The organism is Pseudomonas urmiensis, assembly GCF_014268815.2.
GTDB classification, from domain to species: Bacteria; Pseudomonadota; Gammaproteobacteria; order Pseudomonadales; family Pseudomonadaceae; genus Aquipseudomonas; species Aquipseudomonas urmiensis.
Genome location: NZ_JABWRE020000001.1, coordinates 369,960 through 395,757, shown reverse-complemented (window position 1 = coordinate 395,757; position 25,798 = coordinate 369,960). Strand labels below are relative to the sequence as shown.

20 protein-coding genes are annotated in these 25,798 nt (G+C 62.3%); 19 read left to right on the top strand and 1 reads right to left on the bottom strand.

All coding sequences use genetic code 11. The features are described from left to right. Positions 1-236: 236 nt before the first annotated feature. The 7 genes from gap (at position 237) to HU737_RS01730 (ending at position 9,301) form a co-directional block, all read left to right on the top strand. Entirely contained in the window at positions 237-1,238 is a 1,002-nt protein-coding gene (gap, locus tag HU737_RS01760) for a type I glyceraldehyde-3-phosphate dehydrogenase (protein ID WP_186556430.1), read from the top strand. A 213-nt stretch (positions 1,239-1,451) separates the two neighbouring features. Continuing rightward, positions 1,452-1,964 carry an RNA polymerase sigma factor gene (locus HU737_RS01755; protein WP_186556431.1) on the top strand — a complete coding sequence of 171 codons (513 nt, stop codon included), beginning with the start codon at positions 1,452-1,454 and terminating at the stop codon, positions 1,962-1,964. A 94-nt stretch (positions 1,965-2,058) separates the two neighbouring features. Continuing rightward, the gene (locus HU737_RS01750) at positions 2,059-3,021 is read left to right on the top strand and encodes a FecR family protein (RefSeq protein WP_186556432.1); all 963 of its coding nucleotides are present in this window, start codon (positions 2,059-2,061) and stop codon (positions 3,019-3,021) included. Between the two features lie 1,033 nt (positions 3,022-4,054). Next, the gene (locus HU737_RS01745; protein WP_186556433.1) at positions 4,055-6,640 is read left to right on the top strand and encodes a TonB-dependent receptor; all 2,586 of its coding nucleotides are present in this window, start codon (positions 4,055-4,057) and stop codon (positions 6,638-6,640) included. Positions 6,641-6,820: 180 nt separating this feature from the next. Further along, positions 6,821-7,429 (top strand): biliverdin-producing heme oxygenase, encoded by a 609-nt coding sequence (locus tag HU737_RS01740; protein ID WP_186556434.1) that lies wholly within the window; start codon positions 6,821-6,823, stop codon positions 7,427-7,429. A gap of 52 nt (positions 7,430-7,481) precedes the next feature. Continuing rightward, positions 7,482-7,895: a YbaN family protein gene (locus tag HU737_RS01735; protein ID WP_186556435.1), complete on the top strand. Its 414-nt coding sequence runs from the start codon at positions 7,482-7,484 to the stop codon at positions 7,893-7,895. Positions 7,896-7,951: 56 nt separating this feature from the next. Beyond that, positions 7,952-9,301 carry a CoA transferase gene (locus HU737_RS01730; protein ID WP_186556436.1) on the top strand — a complete coding sequence of 450 codons (1,350 nt, stop codon included), beginning with the start codon at positions 7,952-7,954 and terminating at the stop codon, positions 9,299-9,301. A gap of 104 nt (positions 9,302-9,405) precedes the next feature. Here HU737_RS01730 and arcD (HU737_RS01725) read toward each other — a convergent pair whose 3' ends face one another. After that, positions 9,406-10,833, bottom strand: coding sequence for an arginine-ornithine antiporter (gene arcD / locus HU737_RS01725; protein WP_186556437.1), 1,428 nt, complete (start codon positions 10,831-10,833; stop codon positions 9,406-9,408). Positions 10,834-11,304: 471 nt separating this feature from the next. Between arcD (HU737_RS01725) and arcD (HU737_RS01720) the strand changes: the two genes are divergently transcribed. The 12 genes from arcD (HU737_RS01720) (at position 11,305) to HU737_RS01665 (ending at position 25,720) form a co-directional block, all read left to right on the top strand. After that, positions 11,305-12,732, top strand: a complete 1,428-nt coding sequence (gene arcD, locus HU737_RS01720; protein ID WP_186556438.1) for an arginine-ornithine antiporter — start codon at positions 11,305-11,307, stop codon at positions 12,730-12,732. A gap of 32 nt (positions 12,733-12,764) precedes the next feature. Further along, entirely contained in the window at positions 12,765-14,021 is a 1,257-nt protein-coding gene (arcA, locus tag HU737_RS01715; protein WP_186556439.1) for an arginine deiminase, read from the top strand. Positions 14,022-14,090: 69 nt separating this feature from the next. After that, complete coding sequence (locus HU737_RS01710; RefSeq protein WP_186556440.1) at positions 14,091-15,101, top strand: ornithine carbamoyltransferase; 1,011 nt, start codon at positions 14,091-14,093, stop codon at positions 15,099-15,101. 125 nt (positions 15,102-15,226) lie between these two features. Next, positions 15,227-16,156, top strand: coding sequence for a carbamate kinase (arcC, locus tag HU737_RS01705; protein ID WP_186556441.1), 930 nt, complete (start codon positions 15,227-15,229; stop codon positions 16,154-16,156). Between the two features lie 55 nt (positions 16,157-16,211). Next, complete coding sequence (locus HU737_RS01700; protein ID WP_186556442.1) at positions 16,212-16,586, top strand: DUF5064 family protein; 375 nt, start codon at positions 16,212-16,214, stop codon at positions 16,584-16,586. A gap of 151 nt (positions 16,587-16,737) precedes the next feature. Next, the gene (gcsR, locus tag HU737_RS01695; protein ID WP_186556443.1) at positions 16,738-18,246 is read left to right on the top strand and encodes a transcriptional regulator GcsR; all 1,509 of its coding nucleotides are present in this window, start codon (positions 16,738-16,740) and stop codon (positions 18,244-18,246) included. A gap of 400 nt (positions 18,247-18,646) precedes the next feature. Then, positions 18,647-19,030 (top strand): glycine cleavage system protein GcvH, encoded by a 384-nt coding sequence (gene gcvH, locus HU737_RS01690; protein WP_186556444.1) that lies wholly within the window; start codon positions 18,647-18,649, stop codon positions 19,028-19,030. Positions 19,031-19,039: 9 nt separating this feature from the next. Continuing rightward, a complete protein-coding gene (gene gcvP, locus HU737_RS01685; protein ID WP_186556445.1) occupies positions 19,040-21,895 on the top strand; it encodes an aminomethyl-transferring glycine dehydrogenase in 2,856 nt (951 codons plus the stop codon). 158 nt (positions 21,896-22,053) lie between these two features. Beyond that, a complete protein-coding gene (locus HU737_RS01680; RefSeq protein ID WP_186556446.1) occupies positions 22,054-23,430 on the top strand; it encodes an L-serine ammonia-lyase in 1,377 nt (458 codons plus the stop codon). Positions 23,431-23,453: 23 nt separating this feature from the next. After that, positions 23,454-24,578, top strand: a complete 1,125-nt coding sequence (gcvT, locus tag HU737_RS01675; RefSeq protein WP_186556455.1) for a glycine cleavage system aminomethyltransferase GcvT — start codon at positions 23,454-23,456, stop codon at positions 24,576-24,578. A gap of 347 nt (positions 24,579-24,925) precedes the next feature. Beyond that, a complete protein-coding gene (locus tag HU737_RS01670) occupies positions 24,926-25,138 on the top strand; it encodes a cold-shock protein (RefSeq protein ID WP_186556447.1) in 213 nt (70 codons plus the stop codon). Positions 25,139-25,231: 93 nt separating this feature from the next. Further along, positions 25,232-25,720 carry an RDD family protein gene (locus tag HU737_RS01665; protein ID WP_186556448.1) on the top strand — a complete coding sequence of 163 codons (489 nt, stop codon included), beginning with the start codon at positions 25,232-25,234 and terminating at the stop codon, positions 25,718-25,720. The last annotated feature ends 78 nt before the right edge of the window (positions 25,721-25,798 follow it).

Below are 25,798 nucleotides of genomic sequence, written 5' to 3'. Positions count from 1 at the left end.
TCCCCTCCAAACGATTGCGACCTAGGCTCAAGGTAAAAGTGCCTGGTGCAACGCGGAAACAGCTCGCCCGACCACTCGTTGTATGTTTAAACAAAATACTGCCATCAAAAGGGCTTGTTTTCTATCCCGCAACGCATAATCTTGTAATTCCAATAACAAAACCGTTTCAGTGAAGATGCTTTTTTTGGCTACAGTCCTTGTGCCACAGCCTTCACCCGACTGCCAGAGGTATTGCCATGACCCTTCGCATCGCCATCAACGGATTCGGCCGCATCGGACGCAACGTCCTGCGCGCACTCTATACCCAAGGCTACCGCCAGGACCTGCAGGTCGTCGCAATCAACGACTTGGGTGACAGCGCGATGAACGCCCACCTGCTCAAGTACGACAGCGTGCACGGCATCTTCGACGCCCAGGTCGAGGCCGATCACGAGAGCCTGACCGTCAATGGCGACCGCATCGCCGTCAGCGCCATCCGCAATCCGGCCGAACTGCCGTGGAAGGCCGAGGCGATCGATGTGGTGTTCGAATGTACCGGGCTGTTCACCGAGCGGGCCAAGGCCGCTGCTCACCTGAGTGCCGGCGCGGGCAAAGTGATCATCTCGGCGCCGGGCAAGGGCGTCGATGCCACCGTGGTGTACGGCGTCAACCATGACGTGCTGCGCGCCTCGCACCAGATCATCTCCAGCGCCTCGTGCACCACCAACTGCTTGGCGCCGATTGCCCAGGTGCTGCACCGTGAGTTCGGCATCGAGCAAGGCCTGATGACCACCATCCATGCCTACACCAATGACCAGGTGCTGACTGACGTCTACCACAACGACCCGTTCCGCGCGCGCTCGGCCACCCAGTCGATGATCCCCAGCAAGACCGGCGCCGCCGAGGCGGTCGGCCTGGTCCTGCCGGAGTTGGCCGGCAAGCTCACCGGTATGGCCGTGCGGGTGCCGGTGATCAACGTGTCGTTGGTCGACCTGACCGTGAACCTCAAGCGCGAGGCCAGCGCCGAAGAGGTCAACCAGCTGTTCCTCGAAGCCAGCCGCCACTCCCGTGTACTGGGCTACAACGCCCTGCCACTGGTGTCGTGCGACTTCAATCACAACCCGCTGTCGTCGATTTTCGACGCCAACCACACCCGCGCCAATGGCCGCATGCTCAAGGTGTTGGCCTGGTACGACAACGAATGGGGCTTCTCCAACCGCATGCTGGATAACTGCCTGGCGCTGTGTAGCGCACGCTAGGCGCAAGCCAGGGTACGTGGGAGCCACGTGGGAGCGGGCTTGCCCCGCGATAGCGCTGTCCGATCCAGCGCTATCGCGGGCGAGCCTCTTCTCACACACCTGCCCGAACCCACCCCTGCAAACATCACCTTACCAATTCTTTACCTGTCCAAGGCTTGACCAACAGCATGGATGATAAGCATTATCATTCATCCGCATCGGTCAGGTTTCCCCGTGAGTCAGTCTCGCTTCAACACCGTTTTCCTCTCCCAGCGTCTCAGCCTGCTGCGTACGCTACAGGGCATGGTGGGCAACCCCAGCACGGCGGAAGACCTGCTGCAGGAGACTTACCTGCGGGTCACTCGGGCCTTGGGCGAGCGGCCAATCGAGCATCTGGAGCCGTTCGTCTTCCAGACGGCGCGCAACCTCGCCCTCGATCACTTGCGCGCCCGCCGGGTGCAGGCGCGGACATTGGTCGACGACGTGCCCGAGCAAGTGCTGCACAACGTTGCCGCACCGGCCAGCAGCAGCGAGGACGCCGCCCACGCCGAGCAACTGCTCAAGCACCTGAGTGTGAGCCTCAGCCAGCTGACCTCGCGCCAGCAGCAAATTTTTATCCTCAGCCGCCTGCATGGCGCCAGCTACATGGAAATCGCCGAGCAGTTGAACGTCTCGGCCAGCACGGTTCAGAAGGAACTGAAACTGATCATGGCCATCTGCATGGGTGTAGCCGATCGACTCAAGTGAGCCGACCGCTCGCCGCCTGGGTTTGGCAAAGCGCTTGCCTTGCCCCGGCGCAGCCATGATCATTTGCAAAAAACGCTCATCGCAAGGATCACCCGTGACTGACAGCCATGCCCCCCGCCCATCACCCGCCGGGCCCGATGCCCGCGCCCGTGCCATGGACGAGGCGCTGGACTGGCTGGTGCGCCTGCAATGCGCCAGCGAAGCAGACACCCATGAGTTCGAGACCTGGCTCAGTGCCGCGCCGGAGAATGCCGAGGCCTACGTCGAGGCTGAGGCCTTGTGGAATGGCGCGCCCCTGCGCCAGGCCGCCGTGCAGATTCATCAAAGCCGCCGCAACGCCTTGAGCGCACGTGTTCGCCGCCACTGGAAACCGCTGGCGACGGCGGCCGTGCTGCTGGTCGGGCTGTTCACCTTTGGCAACCTGCCGGTGCGTTTGCAGGCCGATCACTTGACCGTGGTTGGCGAACGCCAGCGCTTGCAGCTGGATGAGGGGGCCAAGGTGTTGCTCAACACTAACTCGGCGTTTGCCAGCGATCTGCGCGATGGCCGACCGGTCGCCCGGTTGCTGCAGGGCGAGGCATATTTTCAGGTGAGCGGTGGCAGTCAATTGCCTCTTGAAGTGCAAGCCGGACCGCTGCGGGCGCAGGTGCGCGACACTGATTTTGCGGTGCGTTACCTGGATGGCGAGGCGCAGGTTCGTGTGCAGCGGGGGGATGTCGATCTGCAGGCGGCGAGTGACCAGCGTATCCGGCTCACGGCCGGTGACAGCATCAGCGTTGGTCCGCAGGGCTTCGGTGAGCGGTTGCGGCCTGACATGCACAAGGATCTGGCCTGGGTCGATGGGCGGCTGGTGTTCGAGAACTGTCCGTTGAGCCAGGTGCTTGCCGAGGTCCGGCGGTACTATCCTGGGTGGATCATCAATCGCAATGATCAACTGGATCATGTGGCGGTGACCGGGAATTATCGGCTGGATCAGCCGCTGGAGACGCTGCGGGCGTTGGCTCATATGACTTCGGCGCAGTTGCATGAGTATCCGGCGGTGGTGATTTTGAACTGAGGTTGGGTTTGGGTTTGGGCTTGTAGAAGTTTGGACATATCCATTGGCGATGGCGACGCTGAGTCACCTTTCCGCCCTTACGGCGGGTCACTTTTTGGCAAACGCCCCAAAAAGTAACCAAAAAAGTCTGCGCTCCACCATCCGGCCCTACGCTGCGCTTCGGGTCCCCTCGCTTCGGTGCCTTTCGGGCCCGCGCGGCCTACGATTTGCTACGCAAATCTACATCTCGCGCCTTCGGCTACGCCGAAGGGTGCTGCGCACCTGGCCCTACAGACACCTACGCTCGGCCTCCTGAAGTCGCGAAGTTAGTGGCGGCGACTGGACTGGCGTTATCTGGCGATAGTGGCAGGTGTAGTGAATGCTCTGGCCTCTTCGCGGGCAAGCCCGCTCCCACAGGCTTCGTGGGGTTCGCAGTATCTGCGTGGTGTCAGTGCTGGCTCAACGCTGGACTGAAATCTGCGCGGTACCTGTGGGAGCGGGCTTGCCCGCGAAGAGGCCAGAACAAACAACACAAAACAGAAAATCAAAATTTGGCTTTGGCATTGGCGAGAGCGTAGCGATTCGCCTGCTCTTGATCTTCCTGCGCGCAAGTTCAGACGACGCCGATTCGCGACTTCAGGAGGCTGAGCAGAGGTGCCTGTAGGGCCAGGTGCGCCAGCACCCTTCGGCGTAGCCGAAGGCGCGAGATGTAGATTTGCGTAGCAAATCGTAGGCCGCGCGGGCCCGGAAGGCGCCGGCGCGAAGGGACCCGAAGCGCAGCGTAGGGCCGGATGGTGGAGCGCAGCCTTTTTTGGTTACTTTTTGGGGCGTTTGCCAAAAAGTGACCCGCCGTAAAGGCGGAAAGGTGATTCAGCGTCTCCATCGCAAATGGATATACACACCCCACCTCAAAACCCACCACAACAAACCCCAAAATTATTTTTACGCGATCCCCCCTCAACGCCCGTCTCGTTATAGCCAATGCAACTGATTCTTGTTTTTACCCAGAACCAGCCAGCACCTATAACAGCCCGCGCGTCAGGGAGCGCCTCCGATGTCCACAGGTCCAACTCGCCCATCTCCATCTTCCCGCCGTATGGGGCAACTGTCCCTGCTCAGCTTGGCCCTGCTCGCCAGCGGCACCTGCAGCCTGCCAGCCCTGGCCGCAGAACCCACCCAGGCCAGCACCCCACGCATGGGCGACTACCGCTTCGCCATCACCCAGCAACCGCTGGTCGCCGCGATCAATGCCTTCAGCGAAGTCACCGGCTGGCAGGTCGGCTTCACTGCCGAAGTCGCCGAGGGCGTATCCTCGCCTGGCGTTCAGGGCTCGCTGCCACCCGAAGCCGCCCTCAAGCGCCTGCTGCACGGCACCGGTCTGAGCTATCGCAAGATCAGCAACGGCAATGTGGTGCTCGAGCGCCAGTCGACCGGTAACGCTATCGCCCTGCAGCAACTGACCGTCAGTGCCACCCGCAGCGCCCAGGACGTCAACCAGGTGCCAAGCACCGTCAGCGTGCAGACCCGTGAGCAACTGGACCGACAGAACGTCAATGACATCCAGCAACTGGTCCGCTATGAGCCCGGCGTTTCAGTCGGTGGCACCGGTCAACGCAGTGGCCTGAACGGCTACAACATTCGCGGTATCGATGGCGAGCGCGTCCTGACCCAGGTCGACGGCGTGTCGATCCCCGACAGCTTCTTCTACGGCCCCTACGCCCAGACCCAACGCAACTACGTCGACCCGGAGATCGTCAAACGCGTCGAGATCCTGCGGGGTCCGGCCTCGGTGCTGTACGGCAGCAATGCCATCGGCGGTGCAGTCAGCTACTTCACCCTCGACCCACAAGACATCATCAAGCCCGGCAAGGACGTCGGCGCTCGCCTCAAGACCGGCTACAGCTCGGCCGACGAGAGCTGGCTGACCTCCGCCACCGTCGCTGGCCGGCACGGCGACTTCGATGGCCTGCTGCACCTGAGCCAGCGCAATGGCCACGAGACCGAGTCCTACGGCGAGCATGGCGGCAGCGGCCTGTCGCGTACCGAGGCCAACCCTGAAGACGTACGTACCACCAACGTACTGGCCAAGCTCGGCTGGAATTACGCCGACGATGCCCGGTTGGGGTTCACCTACGAGCGTTACAAGGATGATCGCGACCAGAATGTCCTCAGCGCAGTCGGCGGCCCCTTCGGCAACGGCGTTGGCATCGGCATGTACGAAAGCCGCCTGGGCAATGACACCGTCACCCGTGAACGTTTCGGCATCAACCACGAGTTCGGCTTGGATTCGCTGCTGGCCGATCACATGAAGTGGAGCCTCAACTACCAGATCGCCAAGACCGACCAGCAGACCGAAGAAATCTATGCACCCTTCGTGCGGCGCGTGCTGCGTACCCGCGAAACCACTTACAAAGATCGCCAATGGGTAGTCGATGCCCAGCTGGACAAAGCCTTCAGCATCGGCGCCACTGAGCATCTGCTGACCTACGGCGCCACCTTCAAGCGCGAGCAAGTCACCGGCATGCGCACAGGCTACGGCACTTGCCTGGCCTTTGGCCGCAACTGCGCCGGCGTTGGCGCAGACAGCCCGGACGATCGACTGAACGTCAGCGACTTCCCCGACCCGACCGTCAAGACCTACAGCGTGTTCGCCCAGGACGAGATCCGTTGGAACAACTGGACCTTCCTGCCCGGCGCCCGTTACGACTACACGCGCATGGAGCCGAAGATCACCCAGGCATTCCTCGCCGGCCTGGACAGCGACAACTCAGGCGCGCCCGCCAGCATCGACGACTCGCCGAAGAAATGGCACCGCGTATCGCCCAAGTTGGGGGTGACCTACGCCTTCAACGACCACTACACCTGGTACGGCCAGTACGCCGAAGGCTTCCGCACACCGACCGCCAAGTCGATGTACGGCCGCTTCGACAACCCGACCCTGGGTTATCGCGTAGAAGGCAACCCCAACCTTGAGCCCGAAAAAAGCAAAAGCTACGAGACTGGTCTGCGGGGCAACTTCGATGCCGGCAACTTCGACGTGGCGGTGTTCTACAACAAGTACCGCGATTTCATCGACGAGGATGCGGTGCAGGCCGCCGACCTCGGCCCGACCTTCAGCGCTGGCAATATCAAGCACGCGACCATCAAGGGCGCCGAGTTCAAAGGCCGCCTGAACCTCGATCACTTTGGCGCACCGCAGGGTCTCTACACCCAAACCTCGATCGCCTACGCCCACGGTCGCAACGATGACAATGGCCAGCCGCTGAACAGCGTCAACCCGCTGACCGGTGTGTTCGGCCTGGGTTATGAGCAAGCCAACTATGGCGGCCTGCTGAGCTGGACGCTGGTCAAGCGCAAGAGCCGAGTCGACGACAGTGCCTTCTTCGCACCCGACGGCACCAGCAAGCAGTTCCGCACTCCCGGCTATGGCGTGCTGGACCTGAGCGGTTTCTACAAAGTGACCGACGACATCACCGTCAATGCCGGACTGTACAACCTGACCGACAAGAAATACTGGCAGTGGGATTCGGTACGCGGCTATGACGGCCAGGGTGAAGCCGGCGCGACCCAGCCAGCCAATCTGGACCGCCTGACCATGCCCGGGCGCAACTTCGCCATCAACGTGGTCTGGGATATCTGACCCAACCCAGCAGCGGCTCATCGCGCGACACACCCGCCCTCACCTTCTTCGCATCTGTGGTGGGCGCGGGTTTGCCCCGCGCCGAGGCTACTACCGACACAACGCAGGTGAGGTTTTTTTACTGTTCTGCGTCTTCTTGTTCGTCTTGTCATTAGACACCCTATTTCCCAAGGATCGACCATGACCACCGCCACCACCGCCGAGCGCCCGAGCCTGCGCTCGCAACGCCTGAACCAGATCACCCACGCGCCCCACAGCGAGCTGGACGTGCTGGTCAAATCCCACGCGCCGTTCGACAGCCGCGAGAGCTTCGCGCGCTTCGTGGTCGCCCAGTACCTGTTCCAATCCGAATTGCAGGCGCTGTACACCGACCCGCAGCTGATCGCCATCGTCCCTGACCTGGCCGAGCGCTGCCGCGCCGAGCAAGCCCGCCTGGATCTGGCTGACCTCGACACCGAAGTCCCTGCGCCGGTAGCCGGTGCCTTGAGCAAACCGAGCCTGGGCGAGGCGATGGGCTGGATCTTCGTCTCTGAAGGCTCCAAACTGGGCGCCGCGTTCCTGATCAAACGCGCGGTGGCCCTGGAGCTGTCGGACAGCTTTGGCGCGCGGCACCTGGGCGAGCCTGCCGGCGGGCGCGCCGAGGGCTGGAAGCAGTTCACCCGCATCCTCGATGACCTGGAGCTGTCGGCCGAAGAAGAAGCTGCTGCCGAGCGTGGCGCAGTCGCCGCCTTCGAGCGCTTCACTCAGCTGCTCAAGCATGCCTACGCTGCAGACGCGGCGCTGGCCTGATACGCTTTACCCGGCCACAGACCTTGTGGCCGGCCGTTTTTGCAGTGAGACCATGACCCGACCTGCCCGCTCGAAACTTGCCCGCCTGCTGTATGGAATCCTGGCCTACGTGAGCCTGGGGATCGGCCTGGTCGCTATCGTCATTCCTGGCCTGCCGACCACCGAGTTCATTCTCCTCGCAGCCTGGGCGGCAACTCGCAGCTCGCCGCGCTTGAGTGCTTGGCTGGAGAATCACCGGCTGTTCGGGCCGATCCTGTACAACTGGCGCAACGGCAAGGTCATCCAGCGTCGGGCCAAGATCAGCGCGACGATCAGCATGCTGCTGTGCGCCGGGGTGATGCTGACCTTCCTTGAACACCATTGGCCGGTGTTCCTGGCGATCACCGGCATGACCCTGGGCAACCTGTGGATCTGGTCGCGGCCTGAGCGAGCAACGCCACCTGCAACGAGCTACAACGCCCGCTGAGATTTGCGTCTGGGCGCCGGATGTACTGCAATGGGATCGATCAAGGAGGATCCTGCATGCAGCCGTTGCTCGACACCATCAGCCAAGCACTGACCCTTAACCCCGCCTCTTTGCGCTGGCAGGGCGTCGGCAGCTTGCCCTCGACCTACGCTGTCAGCGAGCTTGCCGCCGCCAGCATCGGCGCCGCCGGCCTGGCCTTGGCGCGCTTGCTTGAACAACAAACCGACAATTGCCCATTGGTGCGCGTCGACCGACGCCTGGCCTCGTTCTGGTTCGCCAGCAGCCTGCGCCCACAAGGCTGGCAGCCGCCAGGGCTGTGGGATGCGATCGCCGGGGACTACGCCTGTGCCGACGGCTGGATCCGCCTGCATACCAATGCCCCACATCACCGCGCCGCCGTCGAGCGGGTACTGGGCAGCTGCGCCAATCGCAACGAGGTAGCCAGCAAGGTAGCGAGCTGGAGCGCCGACCAGCTGGAGTCTGCGCTAGTCGCTGCTGGCGGTTGTGCGGCGCGGATGCGCAGCTGGCTTGACTGGTGCGCGCATCCTCAAGGCCAGGCGGTCAATGCGCAGCCGCTGATCCTGCGCGAAACCTTCGCCAGAGATACCCCGCTGAAATGGCGCGGCACTACCCAACGGCCATTGGCGGGGATCAAGGTACTCGACCTTACGCGCATCCTCGCCGGCCCCATCGCCACTCGCCTGCTGGCCGGCTTTGGCGCACAGGTACTGCGTATCGATCCCCCGGGCTGGGAAGAGCCGGCAGTGGTTGCCGAAGTCACCCTGGGCAAGCGCTGCGCACGCCTGGATTTGCGCGATCGAGCCGATCGCCTGGTGTTCGAGCGGCTGTTGGGCGATGCCGACATCCTCGTTCACGGCTATCGCGCAGATGCACTCGAGCGACTGGGCCTTGGCCATGAACGACGGCGCCAGCTCAACCCCGGGCTGATCGATGTCAGCCTCAACGCCTATGGCTGGAGCGGCCCCTGGAAGGAGCGGCGCGGCTTCGACAGCCTGGTGCAGATGAGCACGGGGATTGCCCGCGAAGGCATGCGCTGGCAGCAGGCGAACCAGCCTGTGCCGCTGCCGGTACAGGCGCTGGACCATGCCACTGGCTATCTGATGGCGGCCGAGGCGATCCGTGCCCTGGAAGAGCGCCTGCGCACCGGCGCAGGGAGCCGCGCACGTTTGTCGCTGGCGCGTACGGCGAAACTGCTGGTCGAGCATGGGACAGTGGGGGATGACTTGCCATTGGCGGCGCAGACGGTGGATGACCTGGATCTGCATCTGGAGCAAACGCCGTGGGGACTGGCGCAGCGGCTCAAGGGGCCGTTGACGGTGGGCGATGCCGTTCTGCGGTGGGATTTCGGCGCCTGCGAGCTGGGATCTGCAGCACCCCACTGGTGATCTCTACAGCGCGCATCGCAGTCCAAGCCCGCTACAGGGTCAGCGCGGCAATTGAGCCTGAGCGGGCTTGCCCCGCGATGCGATAGCTGCAGCATCCTATCGATTCAAAGACTCAGCACCCCCGAATACAGCGCATAGGCCGCCAACCCCGCGCCCACCAGCACCGCTGCAAAAATCAGCTTTTCCCAGTTGGTAAACAGGGCCTGCCCCTGCTCATGCTTGGCCCGGGCGAACAGAATCACCCCCGGTGCATAGAGCAAGGCCGACAACAGCAGGTACTTAAGCCCCCCGGCATACAGCAGCCAGATGGCGTAAATCAGCGCCACTCCCGCAACCAATAAATCCTTGCGTCGCAGATTGGCCTGGCCTTCATAGCCCTCCCCGCGCACCGCCAGCAGCACCGCATAGGCCGCCGACCACAGGTACGGCACCAGGATCATCGACGAGGCCAGGTAAATCAGGCTGGTGTAAGTCCCTGCTGAAAACAGCGTGATCAGCAAGAACCCTTGGATCATGCAGTTGGTCAGCCACAAGGCATTGGCTGGCACTTGGTTGGCATTCTCCCGGGTCAGAAAGCGTGGCATGGTCTTGTCGCGGGCGGTGGCGAAGAGGATCTCCGCGCACAGCAGCGCCCACGACAGCAGCGCACCGAGCAGCGACACCGCCAGGCCGATGCTGATCAGCAAGGCCCCCCATGGGCCGACGATGTGTTCCAGCACCGAGGCCAACGATGGATTCTGCAACCCCGCCAGCTCAGGCTGGGTCATGACCCCCAGCGACAGCACGTTGACCAGCACCAGCAAGGCCAACACCCCAAGAAAACCGATCACCGTCGCCTTGCCCACGTCCGAGCGGCGCTGCGCTCGCCCTGAATAAACGCTGGCGCCTTCGATGCCGATGAACACGAACACCGTCACCAGCATCATGTTGCGCACCTGCTCCATGACGCTACCGAACTGGGGGTTGCTCAGGCCCCAGATATCGCGGGTGAAGATATCGGCGCGAAAGGCAAAGGCAGCAATCACGATGAACATCAGCAGTGGCAATACCTTGGCCACCGTGGTCACCTGGTTGATGAACGCCGCTTCCTTGATCCCGCGCAGGACCAAAAAGTGCACCGCCCACAGCAGCAACGAGGCGCAAGCGATGGCGATCGGCGTGTTGCCCTCGCCGAACACCGGAAAGTAAAAACCCAAGGTACTGAACAGCAGGACGAAGTAACCGACGTTGCCCAACCAGGCGCTGATCCAGTAACCCCACGCTGACGAAAAGCCCATGTACTCGCCAAACCCAGCCTTGGCGTAGGCATACACCCCCGAATCCAGCTCCGGCTTGCGATTGGCCAGCGTCTGGAACACGAAGGCCAAGGCCAGCATGCCCACGGCGGTAATGCCCCAGCCGATCAGCACGGCGCCGACATCGGCGCGCGCTGCCATGTTCTGCGGCAACGAGAAAATCCCACCGCCGATCATCGAGCCGACCACCAAGGCGATCAACGCGCCGAGCCGCAGTTTTTGTCCCGGCTCGCTCATGGCACCTCCCGATCAGTACCCAGAAAAAGGCCCGCCCAGCGGCCCCGGCGGCGCAGTGTCATACCCATGTAACACCCCTTGCATTCATATATAGCGGCGGCGCTTTTATATTAGACCACGTGATGAAATCTGCCGGGCTCATAACTAGCCCGTCTATGCAGCTGGCAACTAACCCTGCCGGATATGTGGATATATCCATGCCGTTCAGGATACCACCGTCTTTTTCCTGAAAAATTTGCTTCTTACTCAAAAGCGACTAGCTTCAAAGTTCGCAGGCGAAACAGAGCGTTTGCTCTAGATGTACATGGAGGTGCCAGCGCACAAGGCCTGCGGCAGAGCTGTCGGCACTCTCCAGGAGACGCGTGAAGGATTTTTCTCACTTTACGTCGTCATGAACTGATCTACATCAGCGAATGACCCCGGCGTCAGTTTTATTCTGTCGTCAACTTTCTCCTGGTACGGAGTTGTTAAATGTCTGATTCTCCCGAAAAACTAAAACTCGGTGCACTTGTTGCACTTGTCGTCGGCTCGATGATTGGCGGCGGGATCTTCTCCTTGCCGCAAAACATGGCTGCCAGTGCCGGTGTTGGTGCCGTGCTGATCGGCTGGGCCATCACCGCGGTGGGCATGCTCACCTTGGCCTTCGTGTTCCAGACCCTGGCCAACCGTAAACCTGACCTCGATGGCGGGGTGTATGCCTACGCCAAGGCCGGTTTTGGCGACTACATGGGCTTCTCTTCAGCATGGGGTTACTGGATCAGCGCCTGGTTGGGCAACGTCGGTTACTTCGTCTTGCTGTTCAGTACCCTGGGCTACTTCTTCCCGATCTTCGGTGAGGGCAATACCCCGGCGGCAGTGATCGGCGCGTCGATCCTGCTCTGGGCAGTGCACTTTCTGGTACTGCGCGGGATCAAGGAAGCGGCGTTCATCAACCTGGTCACCACCGTGGCCAAGGTCGTGCCGCTGGCGCTGTTCGCCCTGATCTGCCTGTTCGCCTTCAAGCTCGACGTGTTCACCGCCGACATCTGGGGCCTGGGTTCGCCAGACCTGGGCAGCGTGATGAACCAGGTGCGCAACATGATGCTGGTCACCGTCTGGGTGTTCATCGGCATCGAGGGCGCGAGCATCTTCTCCTCACGGGCAGAAAAACGCTCGGACGTGGGTAAAGCCACGGTCATCGGCTTCATCACCGTGCTGCTGTTCCTGGTGCTGGTCAACGTGCTGTCGATGGGCGTGATGACTCAACCTGAGCTGGCCAAGCTGCAGAACCCGTCGATGGCGGCCGTGCTTGAGCACGTGGTCGGCCACTGGGGTGCGGTGCTGATCAGCGTCGGCCTGATCATCTCGCTACTGGGTGCCCTGCTGTCGTGGGTACTGCTGTGTGCGGAGATCATGTTCGCCGCCGCCAAAGACCACACCATGCCGGAGTTCCTGCGCCGCGAGAACGCCAACCATGTGCCGGCCAATGCCCTGTGGCTGACCAACGCCATGGTGCAGATCTTCCTGGTCATCACGCTGTTCTCGGCCAGTACCTATCTGTCGCTGATCTACCTCGCCACCTCGATGATCCTGGTGCCTTACCTGTGGTCGGCGGCCTACGGCTTCCTCATGGCCTTGCGCGGCGAGACCTATGAACAAGCCCCCGGCGAGCGCAACAAAGACCTGATCATCGGCGCCATCGCCCTGCTCTATGCGGTCTGGCTGCTGTATGCCGGCGGGGTCAAGTACCTGCTGCTGTCGGCCCTGCTGTATGCCCCTGGCGCGATCCTGTTCGCCAAGGCCAAGCGCGAACTGGGCCAACCGATTTTTACCAACGTGGAGAAGCTGATCTTCGCCGCCGTAGTCGTGGGCGCGCTGGTCGCGGCCTATGGCCTGTACGACGGATTCCTGACTCTGTAATCACTGAATTTGCATGATGGAGGCAATGAACCATGTCCACCGATAAAGTTAAGTACGGCGTCCATTCCGAAGCCGGCAAACTGCGCAAAGTGATGGTTTGCTCCCCGGGCCTTGCCCACCAGCGCCTGACCCCGAGCAACTGCGACGACCTGTTGTTCGATGACGTCATCTGGGTCAACCAGGCCAAGCGCGACCACTTCGACTTCGTCACCAAAATGCGTGAGCGCGGCATCGAAGTGCTGGAAATGCACAACCTGCTGACCGAGACCATCCAGAATCCTGAAGCGCTGAAATGGATCCTCGATCGCAAGATCACCCCAGATACCGTTGGCGTTGGCCTGACCAACGAAGTGCGCAGCTGGCTCGAAGGACTGGAGCCACGCAAGCTGGCCGAGTTCCTGATCGGCGGCGTGGCCGGTGAAGACCTGCCCGACAGCGAAGGCGCCAGCGTGATCAAGATGTACCGCGACTACCTGGGCCACTCCAGCTTCCTCCTCGACCCGCTGCCCAACACCCAGTTCACCCGTGACACCACCTGCTGGATCTACGGTGGCGTGACCCTGAACCCGATGTACTGGCCAGCGCGACGTCAGGAAACCCTGCTGACCAGCGCGATCTACAAGTTCCACCCCGAGTTCACCGGCGCCGACTTCGAAGTCTGGTACGGCGACCCGGACAAAGACCACGGCAAGGCCACCCTGGAAGGCGGCGACGTCATGCCGATCGGCAATGGCGTGGTGTTGATCGGCATGGGTGAGCGCACCTCGCGCCAAGCCATCGGCCAACTGGCCCAATCGCTGTTCGCCAAGGGCGCAGTGGAAAAAGTGGTGGTCGCCGGCTTGCCGAAATCTCGCGCTGCGATGCACCTGGACACGGTGTTCAGCTTCTGCGACCGCGACCTGGTCACGATCTTCCCAGAAGTGGTCAAAGAGATCGTGCCGTTCGTCATCCGCCCAGACAGCAGCAAGCCGTATGGCATGGATGTGCGTCGCGAGAACAAATCGTTCATCGAGGTGGTGGCCGAATCGCTCAACCTCAAGCAACTGCGCGTGGTCGAAACCGGCGGCAACAGCTTCGCCGCCGAACGCGAACAGTGGGATGACGGTAACAACGTAGTGGCCGTGGAGCCTGGCGTGGTCATCGGCTACGACCGCAACACCTACACCAACACCCTGCTGCGCAAGGCCGGGGTGGAAGTCATCACCATCAGCGCCGGTGAGCTGGGCCGCGGCCGTGGCGGTGGCCACTGCATGACCTGCCCAATCATTCGCGACCCAATCGACTACTAAACGACCATCAACCCGGCCGCGCTTACAAAGCGCCGGCCGGGCCGATTACCGAACTCAAGGAGAATCATCATGGCGTTCAACATTCATAACCGTAACTTGCTCAGCCTGGAACACCACACCACGCGCGAGTTGCGTTACCTGCTCGACCTGTCCCGCGATCTGAAACGCGCCAAGTACACCGGCACCGAGCAGCAACACCTGAAGGGCAACAACATCGCCCTGATCTTCGAAAAGACCTCGACCCGCACCCGCTGTGCATTCGAAGTCGCCGCTTACGACCAGGGCGCCAACGTTACCTACATCGACCCCAATTCCTCGCAGATTGGCCACAAAGAGAGCATGAAGGACACCGCCCGGGTGCTCGGGCGCATGTACGACGCGATCGAGTACCGTGGCTTCAAGCAGGAAATCGTCGAGGAGCTGGCCAAGTTCGCCGGCGTACCCGTCTTCAACGGCCTGACCGATGAATATCACCCGACCCAAATGATCGCCGACGTGCTGACCATGCGCGAAAACAGCGACAAGCCGATCCACGACATCAGCTACGCCTACCTGGGCGACGCCCGTAACAACATGGGCAACTCGCTGCTGCTGATCGGCGCCAAGCTCGGCATGGACGTGCGTATCGCCGCGCCCAAGGCATTGTGGCCACATGATGACCTGGTCGAGCGCTGCAAGAAGTACGCAGAAGAAAGCGGTGCGCGCATCACCCTCACCGAAGACCCGAAAGCAGCGGTCAAAGGCGTGGACTTCGTGCATACCGACGTTTGGGTATCGATGGGTGAGCCGGTCGAAGCCTGGGGCGAACGTATCCAGCAACTGCTGCCCTACCAGGTCAACGCCGAGTTGATGAAAGCCACCGGCAACCCACGGGCCAAGTTCATGCACTGCCTGCCGGCGTTCCACAACTCCGACACCAAGGTCGGCAAACAGATCGCCGAGCAGTATCCGAACCTGAAGAACGGCATCGAAGTGACCGATGACGTGTTCGAGTCGCCAGCGTGTATCGCCTTCGAGCAGGCGGAAAACCGCATGCATACGATCAAGGCGATTCTGGTCTCGACCCTGGCTGACCTGTAACCCCCGAGCAGGGGCTTTTGTGGGAGCGGGCTTGCCCCGCGATTGCGCCAGCCGCAACGACGCCATCGCGGGGCAAGCCCGCTTCCACGGGCCCGCCCCACATTCTCTCTGAAGGACACTTCATCATGCGTATCGTTGTTGCATTGGGCGGCAACGCCCTGCTACGCCGCGGCGAGCCGATGACCGCTGACAACCAGCGCGCCAATATCCGCACCGCTACCGAGCAAATCGCCAAGATCCACCCTGGTAATGAACTGGTCATCGCTCACGGGAACGGCCCGCAGGTCGGCCTGCTGTCGCTTCAGGCGCTGTCCTACAAACCCGACGAAGCCTACCCGCTGGATGTGCTCGGCGCTGAAACCGAAGGCATGATCGGCTACATGATCGAACAGGAACTGGGCAACCTGCTGGCCTTCGAAGTGCCGTTCGCCACCCTGCTGACCCAGGTCGAAGTCGACGCCAATGACCCGGCCTTCAAAGACCCGACCAAGTTCATTGGCCCGGTCTACTCCAAGGAAGAAGCCGAGCGCCTGGCCAAGGAAAAAGGCTGGGTGGTCAAGGCCGACGGCGACAAGTACCGGCGAGTGGTCGCCAGCCCCAAGCCCAAGCGCATTTTCGAAATCCGCCCGATCAAGTGGCTGCTGGAAAAAAGCAGCATTGTCATCTGTGCCGGCGGCGGCGGCATTCCGACCATGTACGACGAAAATCGCAAGCTCAAGGGCATCGAAGCGGTGATCGACAAAGACCTGTGTTCGGCGCTGCTCGCCGAACAGCTGGAGGCCGACCTTTTGATCATCGCCACCGACGTGGATGCGGCCTATATTGACTGGGGCAAGCCGACGCAGAAAGCCATTGCCCAGGCGCACCCCGACGAACTCGAGCGCCTAGGCTTCGCCGCCGGTTCCATGGGGCCGAAGGTGCAGGCCGCCAGTGACTTTGCCCGTAAAACCGGCAAGGTCGCGGTGATCAGCTCGCTGGAAAACATCGAGGACATCGTCAAAGGCACTGCCGGCACCCGTGTTTCCACGGCCCAGCCAGGTATCAGCTACCGTTGAATGCAGTAGGCGGGTGCTCGGCACCCGCTGTTTCAACCTTCCGGAGGATTGCACTGTGGCTCAGTTCCAACCTGGTCATGTACACATCGAACGTACCGCGCTCAACACCAATGATCACAGCTACGATCTGAACATCAACTACGAGGTAGCCCAGGACCCCAGGGAAGGGCGCGGTATCCAGTTCCACATGCATGGCAGCATCGAGGGCAAGCCGGTGGACGAGAAGTTCTTTCTCGCCAAGGACCAGGTCTTGCCGAGTTTTCTCAGCCTGGCCACGCGCAAGGCCCAGAGCTACCTGCCAGCGCCGAAGAAATTCGAGTCGCTGGGATCGACGCACAAGATCTACGACCTGATGTTCGAAGACATCCGTCAGCAACTGGATGTGAAGTCTGGCGATCCGATCAAGCCTGAGCATCTGGGCAACGCCTGACACCGCCATCGCGGGGCAAGCACGCTTCTACAGACACGGCGCCGATTCCGACGGCGGCGCGGCCCCTGTTGGAACGGGCTTGCCCCGCGATTGGGCCTGAGCCCCTTCGCAATGGCATACTGACGCCCTCTCCCTTACCTCCGTTGCCCCCATGCGCATCCACGTCAGCTTCATCGACCGCGTCGGCATCACCCAGGAAGTCCTGGCCCTGCTCGGTGCCCGCAACCTCAACCTGGACGCCGTGGAGATGGTCCCGCCGAACGTCTACATCGACGCCCCGACCCTCAGCCCCGCAGTGCTCGAAGAGCTCCACGACGCCCTGTTCGAAGTGCACGGCGTGCAATCGGTGGAAGTGGTCGACATCCTCCCCGGCCAGCGTCGCCATTTGCAGCTCGATGCCCTGCTCGCGGCCATGAGCGACCCAGTGCTGGCGGTGGACAGCGCCGGCAAGGTGCTGCTGGCCAACCCGGCCCTGATCGCCCTCTGCGGGCGGGAGTCGGCTGGGCGTTCGGTCGGTGAATTGTTCAAAGACCCCGACCTGCTCCAGGCGCTGCTGGACAACAACTTCCACCTGCCGATGCGCGAGATGCAGCTCGACGGCCAGAGCCTGCTGCTCGATGCCACGCCAATTACCAACGCCGGTGGCCTGCTCACCTTGTATCCGCCCAACCGCATGGGCGAACGCTTGTCAGCGCTGCACCACGATCACGCCGAAGGCTTTGACGCACTGCTCGGCGACTCCCCGGCCATCCGCACCCTCAAGGCTCGCGCGCTGCGCGTAGCAGTGCTCGATGCGCCGTTGCTGGTGCACGGCGAAACCGGCACCGGCAAGGAGCTGGTAGCCCGCGCCAGCCATGCCCTGAGCAGCCGCCATGCCGCGCCCTTCCTGGCGCTGAACTGCGCGGCACTGCCCGAGAGCCTGGCCGAGAGCGAGCTATTCGGCTACGCCCCCGGCGCGTTTACCGGCGCCCAGCGTGGTGGCAAGCCAGGGCTGATGGAACTGGCCAACCAAGGCACGGTGTTTCTCGACGAGATTGGCGAGATGTCGCCCTATCTGCAAGCCAAGCTATTGCGCTTTCTCAGCGATGGCAGCTTCCGCCGAGTAGGTGGCGATCGCGAGGTCAAGGTCGACGTGCGCATCATCAGCGCCACCCATCGCGATCTGGAACGGATGGTCGCCGAGGGCAGCTTTCGCGAAGACCTGTTCTACCGCCTCAATGTACTCAACCTGCAGGTGCCGCCGCTGCGGGAACGCGGTCAGGATATCCTGCTGCTGGCGCACTACTTCATGCAGCAGGCCTGCACCCAGATCCAGCGCCCGCCTTGCAGGCTGACACCGGGCACCCATGCCGCCCTGCTGGCCAATCCTTGGCCAGGCAATGTGCGCCAGTTGCAGAACGTGATTTTTCGCGCGGCGGCGATTTGCGAAAGCGATCTGGTGGATATTGGCGATCTGGATATCGCCGGCACTTCAGTGGCGCGCGGGCAAGAGGCCGAGGTCGGCAGCCTGGAGCAGGCGGTGGGGGAATTTGAGCGCGAGCTGTTGCAGCGCTTGTATGCCAGCTACCCCTCGACCCGGCAGTTGGCTGGGCGCTTGCAGACTTCGCATACCGCGATTGCCCAGCGGCTGCGCAAATATGGGATTTCCGGCAAGGCCTGATAAAGGCCGTGTCACTACTGACGCTATCGCGGGGCAAGCCCGCTCCCACGCAGCCTTTCCCACGTGCGACGGGAGAGACTGCGTGGGAAAGGCTGCGTGGGAGCGGGCTTGCCCCGTGATGAGGCCCTGAAAAGCTTTCTGTATCGATTTAAATACATCGTATCGAATTCAATACATGGCGAATTCACCCATAACGGCCAAGGGTTTGATCCTTCGAACCTTTTGAGGCCTCCATCTCTGTAGCGATTTCATTCCATTCTTCACAGCCGAATATTTACGCTCTTTATCAAGTCATTGATTTATAAGTGATTTATTTAACTGGCCACAATATTGCTTAGGGAAGTCCCACCCAAGAGCGCGGCCCACCGCGCCCACGCCCCAGCTTCCCTGAGGAATTCCCATGAGCGAGTTGCGTTTCACCGAAGATCACGAATGGCTGCGTACTGAAGCCGATGGCAGCGTCACCGTAGGCATCACCGCCTTCGCCCAGAACGCCCTGGGTGACGTGGTCTATGTGCAACTGCCGGAGCTGCAACGCTACGAGCAAGGTGCAGAAGCCTCTACCGTCGAATCGGTCAAAGCCGCCAGCGGCGTGTACATGCCACTGACCGGTGAAGTAGTCGCGGTCAACCAGCAGCTTGCCGATAATCCCGAACTGGTCAACGAAGATCCGCTGGGCGAAGGCTGGTTCTTCCGCTTCATCCCCGCCGATGCCAACGCCCTGGCTGCCCTGCTCGACCAGGACGCCTACGACCGCCTGATCAAAGCCAACGCCGACGCCTGAGGAACTGCCATGACCATCAACCTCGGCACCGCCAACGAATTCATCGCCCGCCATATCGGCCCACGCAGCGCTGACGAGCACGCCATGCTCGCCACCCTGGGCTTCGACTCGCTCGAGGCGATGAGCGCCGCCGTCATCCCCGACAGCATCAAGGGCACCAGCGTCCTGGGCAGCAGCGACGGCCAGAGCGAAGCTGATGCGCTCGCCGCGCTTAAAGCCATCGCCGGCAAGAACCAACTGTTCAAGAGCCTGATCGGCCAGGGTTACTACAACACCCACACCCCGGCGCCGATCCTGCGCAACCTGCTGGAAAACCCGGCCTGGTACACCGCCTACACCCCGTACCAGCCAGAAATCTCTCAAGGTCGCCTGGAAGCGCTGCTCAACTTCCAGACCCTGATCAGCGACCTGACCGGCCTGCCGATCGCCAACGCCTCCCTGCTCGACGAAGCCACCGCGGCCGCCGAGGCCATGACCTTCTGCAAACGCCTGTCGAAGAACAAGGGCAGCCATGCCTTCTTCGCCTCGGCCCATTGCCACCCGCAAACCCTCGACGTACTGCGCACCCGCGCCGAACCGCTGGGCATCGACGTGGTGGTTGGCGATGAGCGTGAACTGACCGACGTCAGTGCCTTCTTCGGCGCGCTGCTGCAATACCCGGCGAGCAATGGCGACGTGTTCGATTACCGCGAACTGGTGCAGCGTTTCCATGCTGCCAACGCCCTGGTCGCAGTCGCTGCCGACCTGCTGGCCCTGACCCTGTTGACCCCGCCGGGTGAGTTCGAAGCCGACGTGGCCATCGGCAGCGCCCAGCGTTTCGGCGTGCCGCTAGGCTTCGGTGGCCCGCACGCGGCTTACTTCGCCACCCGCGACGCGTTCAAGCGCGACATGCCGGGGCGTCTGGTCGGCGTGTCGATCGACCGCTTCGGCAAGACCGCCCTGCGCCTGGCCATGCAGACCCGCGAGCAACATATCCGCCGCGAGAAGGCCACCAGCAACATCTGCACCGCGCAGGTCCTGCTGGCCAACATCGCCAGCATGTTCGCTGTGTACCACGGCCCGGCCGGCCTCAAGCGCATCGCCGAGCGCACCCATGCACTGACCGCGATCCTGGCCGCAGGTCTTGAGCAACTGGGCGCCAAGGTCGTCACCCAAGCCTATTTCGATACCCTGACCCTGGCCACCGGCCAAGCGACCGCCGCCCTGCACGACAAGGCGCGCGCCCAGCGCATCAACCTGCGCCAGATCGACGCCGATCATCTGGGCCTGTCGCTCGACGAAACCAGCACCCAGGCCGATGTCGAAACCCTCTGGCAGTTGTTCGCAGGCGACCAGCCTGTGCCTGAGTTCGCCGCCCTTGCCGCCGCCAGCGCCTCGCGCCTGCCGGCCGCGCTGCTGCGCCAATCGGCAATTCTCGAACACCCGGTATTCAACCGCTATCACAGCGAAACCGAGCTGATGCGCTACCTGCGCCGCCTGGCCGACAAGGACCTGGCGCTGGACCGCAGCATGATCCCGCTGGGCTCGTGCACCATGAAGCTCAACGCCGCCAGCGAAATGATCCCAGTGACCTGGGCCGAGTTCGGCAATCTGCACCCGTTTGCGCCTGCCGCGCAGAGCCAGGGCTACCTGCAGATGACCACTGAGCTGGAAGCCATGCTCTGCGCCGCCACCGGCTATGACGCCGTGTCGCTGCAACCCAACGCTGGCTCCCAGGGCGAATACGCAGGCCTGTTGGCGATCCGTGCCTACCACCGCAGCCGCGGCGAGGCGCATCGCAATATCTGCCTGATCCCCTCCTCGGCCCACGGCACCAACCCCGCTACCGCGCACATGGCCGGTATGCGCGTGGTGGTCACCGCGTGTGACGCACGTGGCAACGTCGACATCGACGATCTGCGCGCCAAGGCCCTCGAGCACCGCGAGCAGCTCGCGGCGATCATGATCACCTACCCATCGACCCACGGCGTGTTCGAAGAAGCGATCGGCGAGATCTGCGCGATCATCCACGACAACGGCGGCCAGGTGTACATCGATGGCGCCAACATGAACGCCATGGTCGGCCTGTGTGCCCCCGGCAAGTTCGGTGGCGACGTGTCGCACCTGAACCTGCACAAAACCTTCTGCATCCCCCACGGTGGTGGCGGCCCGGGCGTCGGCCCGATCGGCGTCAAGTCGCACCTGGCGCCGTTCCTGCCAGGCCACGCCGCGCTGGAAAACACTAGCGGCGCCGTTTGCGCGGCACCGTTCGGCAGCGCCAGCATTCTGCCGATCACCTGGATGTACATTCGAATGATGGGTGGTGCGGGTCTTACCCGGGCTTCGCAGATGGCCATCCTCAACGCCAACTACATCGCCCGTCGACTGGAAGAGCACTATCCTGTGTTGTACACCGGCGGCAATGGCCTGGTAGCGCACGAATGCATCCTCGACCTGCGCCCGCTCAAGGACACCAGCGGCATCAGCGTCGATGACGTGGCCAAGCGCCTGATCGACTTCGGTTTCCACGCCCCGACCATGTCCTTCCCGGTCGCCGGCACGCTGATGATCGAACCGACCGAAAGTGAGTCCAAGGAAGAACTGGACCGTTTCTGCGAGGCGATGATCAAGATTCGTGAGGAAATTCGCGCCGTCGAGAGCGGCAGCCTGGACAAGGACGACAACCCGCTGAAGAACGCGCCGCACACCGCCGCAGAGCTGGTCGGCGAGTGGAGCCATGGCTATAGCCGTGAGCAGGCGGTGTACCCGCTGGCGAGCCTGATCGAAGCCAAGTACTGGCCACCGGTGGGCCGCGTCGACAACGTATTTGGTGATCGCAACCTGGTGTGCGCTTGCCCGTCGATCGAGAGCTATCAGGACGTCTGAGCCCAGCCACATGCGGGGGCTGCGCTGCAGCCCATCGCAGGCTCCGCCAGCTCCTGCACCAGCAACACTCATAGCCCTGTAGGAGCGGGCGTTGCCTGCGAGGGGCCGCAAAGCGGTCCTGCTGCTGCGCCAAGCCCACCGCAACGAGGAGCAAGCTAATGTCACTGAGCGTCTTCGACCTGTTCAAGATCGGCATCGGCCCCTCCAGTTCTCACACCGTCGGCCCGATGCGCGCCGCTGCGCGCTTCGCCGAAGGGCTGCGGCGCGATCACCTGTTGAGCCAAACCGTCTGCGTCAAAGCCGAGCTGTACGGCTCGCTGGGCGCTACCGGCAAAGGCCACGGCAGTGACAAGGCGGTGTTGCTCGGCCTGGAAGGCGAGCAGCCCGATACGGTCGACACCGAATCCATCCCCGCCCGCCTGCAGGCAATCCGCGAAAGCGGCCAGTTGCGCCTGCTCGGCGAACAGCCGATTGGCTTCGTCGAAAAACAGCACCTGGCGATGATCCGCAAACCGCTGGATTACCACCCCAACGGCATGATCTTCCGCGCTTTCGACGCAGCCGGATTACAAATCCGCAGCCGCGAGTACTACTCGGTCGGTGGCGGTTTCGTGGTCGACGAAGAGGCGGCCGGGCACGATCGCATCGTCGAGGACCGCACGCCACTGACCTACCCCTTCACCACCGGCAAAGAGCTGCTCGCCCATTGCAGCGCCCAGCAACTGTCGTTCAGCCAGGTGATGCTGGCCAACGAAGCCGCCTGGCGCCCAGAAAGCGAGACCCGTGCCGGCCTGCTGCGGATCTGGCAAGTGATGCAGGACTGTGTCGCGGCCGGCTGTCGCCATGAGGGCATCTTGCCGGGCGGGCTGAAGGTCAAGCGCCGGGCGCCGGCGTTGTACCGGCAGCTCAGCCAGCACCCGGAGGCGAGCCTGCGCGACGCCTTGTCGGTGCTCGACTGGGTCAACCTCTATGCCCTGGCGGTCAACGAAGAAAATGCCAACGGCGGGCGCGTAGTCACCGCGCCGACCAATGGCGCGGCCGGGATCATCCCGGCGGTTCTGCACTACTACATGCGCTTCGTGCCGGGTGCCAGTGACGACGGCGTAGTGCGTTTTCTGCTGACCGCCGCCGCTATCGGCATCCTGTACAAAGAAAACGCCTCGATCTCCGGCGCCGAAGTGGGCTGCCAGGGCGAGGTCGGCGTGGCGTGCTCGATGGCCGCTGGGGCGCTGTGCGAAGTGATGGGCGGCACCCCGCAGCAAGTCGAGAACGCTGCCGAAATCGGCATGGAGCACAACCTGGGCCTGACCTGCGACCCCATCGGCGGCTTGGTTCAGGTGCCCTGCATCGAGCGCAACGCCATGGGCTCGGTGAAGGCGATCAACGCCGTGCGCATGGCCTTGCGCGGTGACGGCCAGCACTTCGTCTCGCTCGACAAGGTGATCCGCACCATGCGCCAGACCGGCGCCGACATGAAAAGCAAATACAAGGAGACCGCCCGCGGCGGTCTTGCCGTCAACATCATCGAATGTTGAGCCAACAACAAATCAAGGAGTTGCTGATGTCCGAAACACTGCACAAGACCCCACTGCACGCCCTGCACCTGGAACTGGGCGCACGCATGGTGCCGTTCGCCGGCTTTGACATGCCCGTGCAGTACCCGCTGGGGGTGATGAAGGAACACCTGCACACCCGCGAACAGGCCGGCCTGTTCGATGTTTCGCACATGGGTCAGATCCGCCTGCTCGGGGCCGACGCCGCCCGTGCCCTGGAAACCCTGGTGCCAGTGGATATCGTCGACCTGCCGGTGGGAATGCAGCGCTACGCCATGTTCACCAATGAAAGCGGTGGCATCCTCGATGACCTGATGGTCGCCAACCTGGGTAACGATGAGTTGTTCCTGGTGGTCAACGCTGCCTGCAAAGAGCAGGACCTGGCCCACCTGCAACAGCACATCGGCAACCGCTGCGACGTCCAGCCGCTGTTCGAAGAGCGCGCCCTGCTCGCCCTGCAAGGCCCAGCGGCGGTCACGGTGCTTGCGCGCCTGGCACCCGAAGTGGCTGGCATGACCTTCATGCAGTTCCGTCCCATCACATTGCTCGGCCAGGACTGCTACGTCAGCCGCTCGGGCTACACCGGCGAAGACGGCTACGAGATTTCCGTGCCTGCAGCCGCTGCCGAGGCCCTGGCCCGTCGCCTGCTGGCTGAGCCTGAAGTCCAGGCCATCGGCCTGGGCGCGCGCGACTCGCTGCGCCTTGAGGCAGGCCTGTGCTTGTATGGCCACGATATGAACAGCGCCACCACACCGATCGAGGCCAGCTTGCTCTGGGCCATTTCCAAAGTGCGTCGGGCCGATGGTGCGCGCGCAGGTGGCTTCCCCGGCGCCGCTGCGATCTTCGCCCAGCAGCAGCAAGGCGTGGCACGCAAGCGAGTCGGCCTGTTGCCGCAAGAACGTACTCCGGTGCGTGAGGGCGCCGAGATTGTCGACGAGGCCGGCAACATTGTTGGCGCAGTGTGCAGCGGCGGCTTCGGCCCGACACTCGGTGCACCGCTGGCAATGGGTTATGTCGATAGCGAACATGCCGCACTCGATACCTCGCTGTATGCGCTGGTCAGGGGCAAACGAGTTGCCTTGAAAGTCAGCAAAATGCCTTTTGTCGCGCAACGTTACTATCGCGGTTGAAAGCCGTTTCGAGCAGGCGGGCAATATTCGTTTTCGAACCTGCTCCATAACTTTTGAACATGGCGCCAGCCCAGGCGCCATGCCGCCTGCAGACAAACGGGGCGGTTATCGGAAAAAGGCCGAAATCGGCGAATCGGCAGGGCTTGTTTTTGTCTTGGGAGTTGGCGTACATTCAGCTCACTGTGTTTGCATGGGTCGCAACAGTTCGTGACCTGGGCCAGTAGCTGCAATCTGCTACAACCCGTTCGACGTCTCTTACTTTCCTGCAACCCAGCCCAGTACGCTTTCGTCTATTCGATACGAAAGAAACTGTTATTACTCTCTAAAGATTCATAGGAAATAAGACAATGGCTGAGCGTCAGAACGGTACCGTCAAGTGGTTCAATGACGAAAAAGGTTACGGTTTCATCACCCCAGAGAGCGGTGCTGACCTGTTCGTTCACTTCCGTGCCATTCAAGGCAACGGTTTCAAGAGCCTGAAAGAAGGCCAGAAGGTGACTTTCGTTGCCGTCCAGGGCCAGAAAGGCATGCAGGCTGACGAAGTTCAAGCCGAAGGCTGATCTGCGTTAAAAAAGCCCCTGCATTGATCCGCAGGGGCTTTTTTATGCCTGCAATTCCATAGAATGGGCCTTTGCCATCTGGAGTTGCCCTGCATGCCCAAGCATTCCCTTTCTCCCCAGGGTGATTTCCCGCCTGTTGGCCTGGGCCGTCGCCTGGCGGCGATGTTCTATGACTTCCTGCTGTGCACCGCCCTGCTGATCGTCACTGCCGGGGTCTACAAGATGATCCAGATGGCGATCATCGGCGAGGCGCGCATGCGCGAGCTGACCGATGCCGGTGCGTTGGATGGTGATCCGCTGCTGTCGACGATCCTGGTGTTTGCGCTGTTTGGCTTTTTTGCCAAGTTCTGGACCCATGGCGGCCAGACCCTGGGCATGCAGGTGTGGGGCGTGCGCGTGCAGAACGCCGATGGCAGCGCGATCAGCCTGTGGCAGGCGCTGCTGCGGTTTGTCGTGTCGATCGCGTCCTGGCTGTGCTTGGGGATGGGGTTTGTCTGGTCGTTGATCGACAAGCGCAAGCGCAGCTGGCATGACATCTACTCCGAGACTCAACTGGTGCGGGTTCCGAAACAGAAGAAATAACCTGCCCAGTGGATCAGCTCCTACAGAAAATTGGCCATGAAAAAGCCGACCCTAAGGTCGGCTTTTTCACATCGCCCA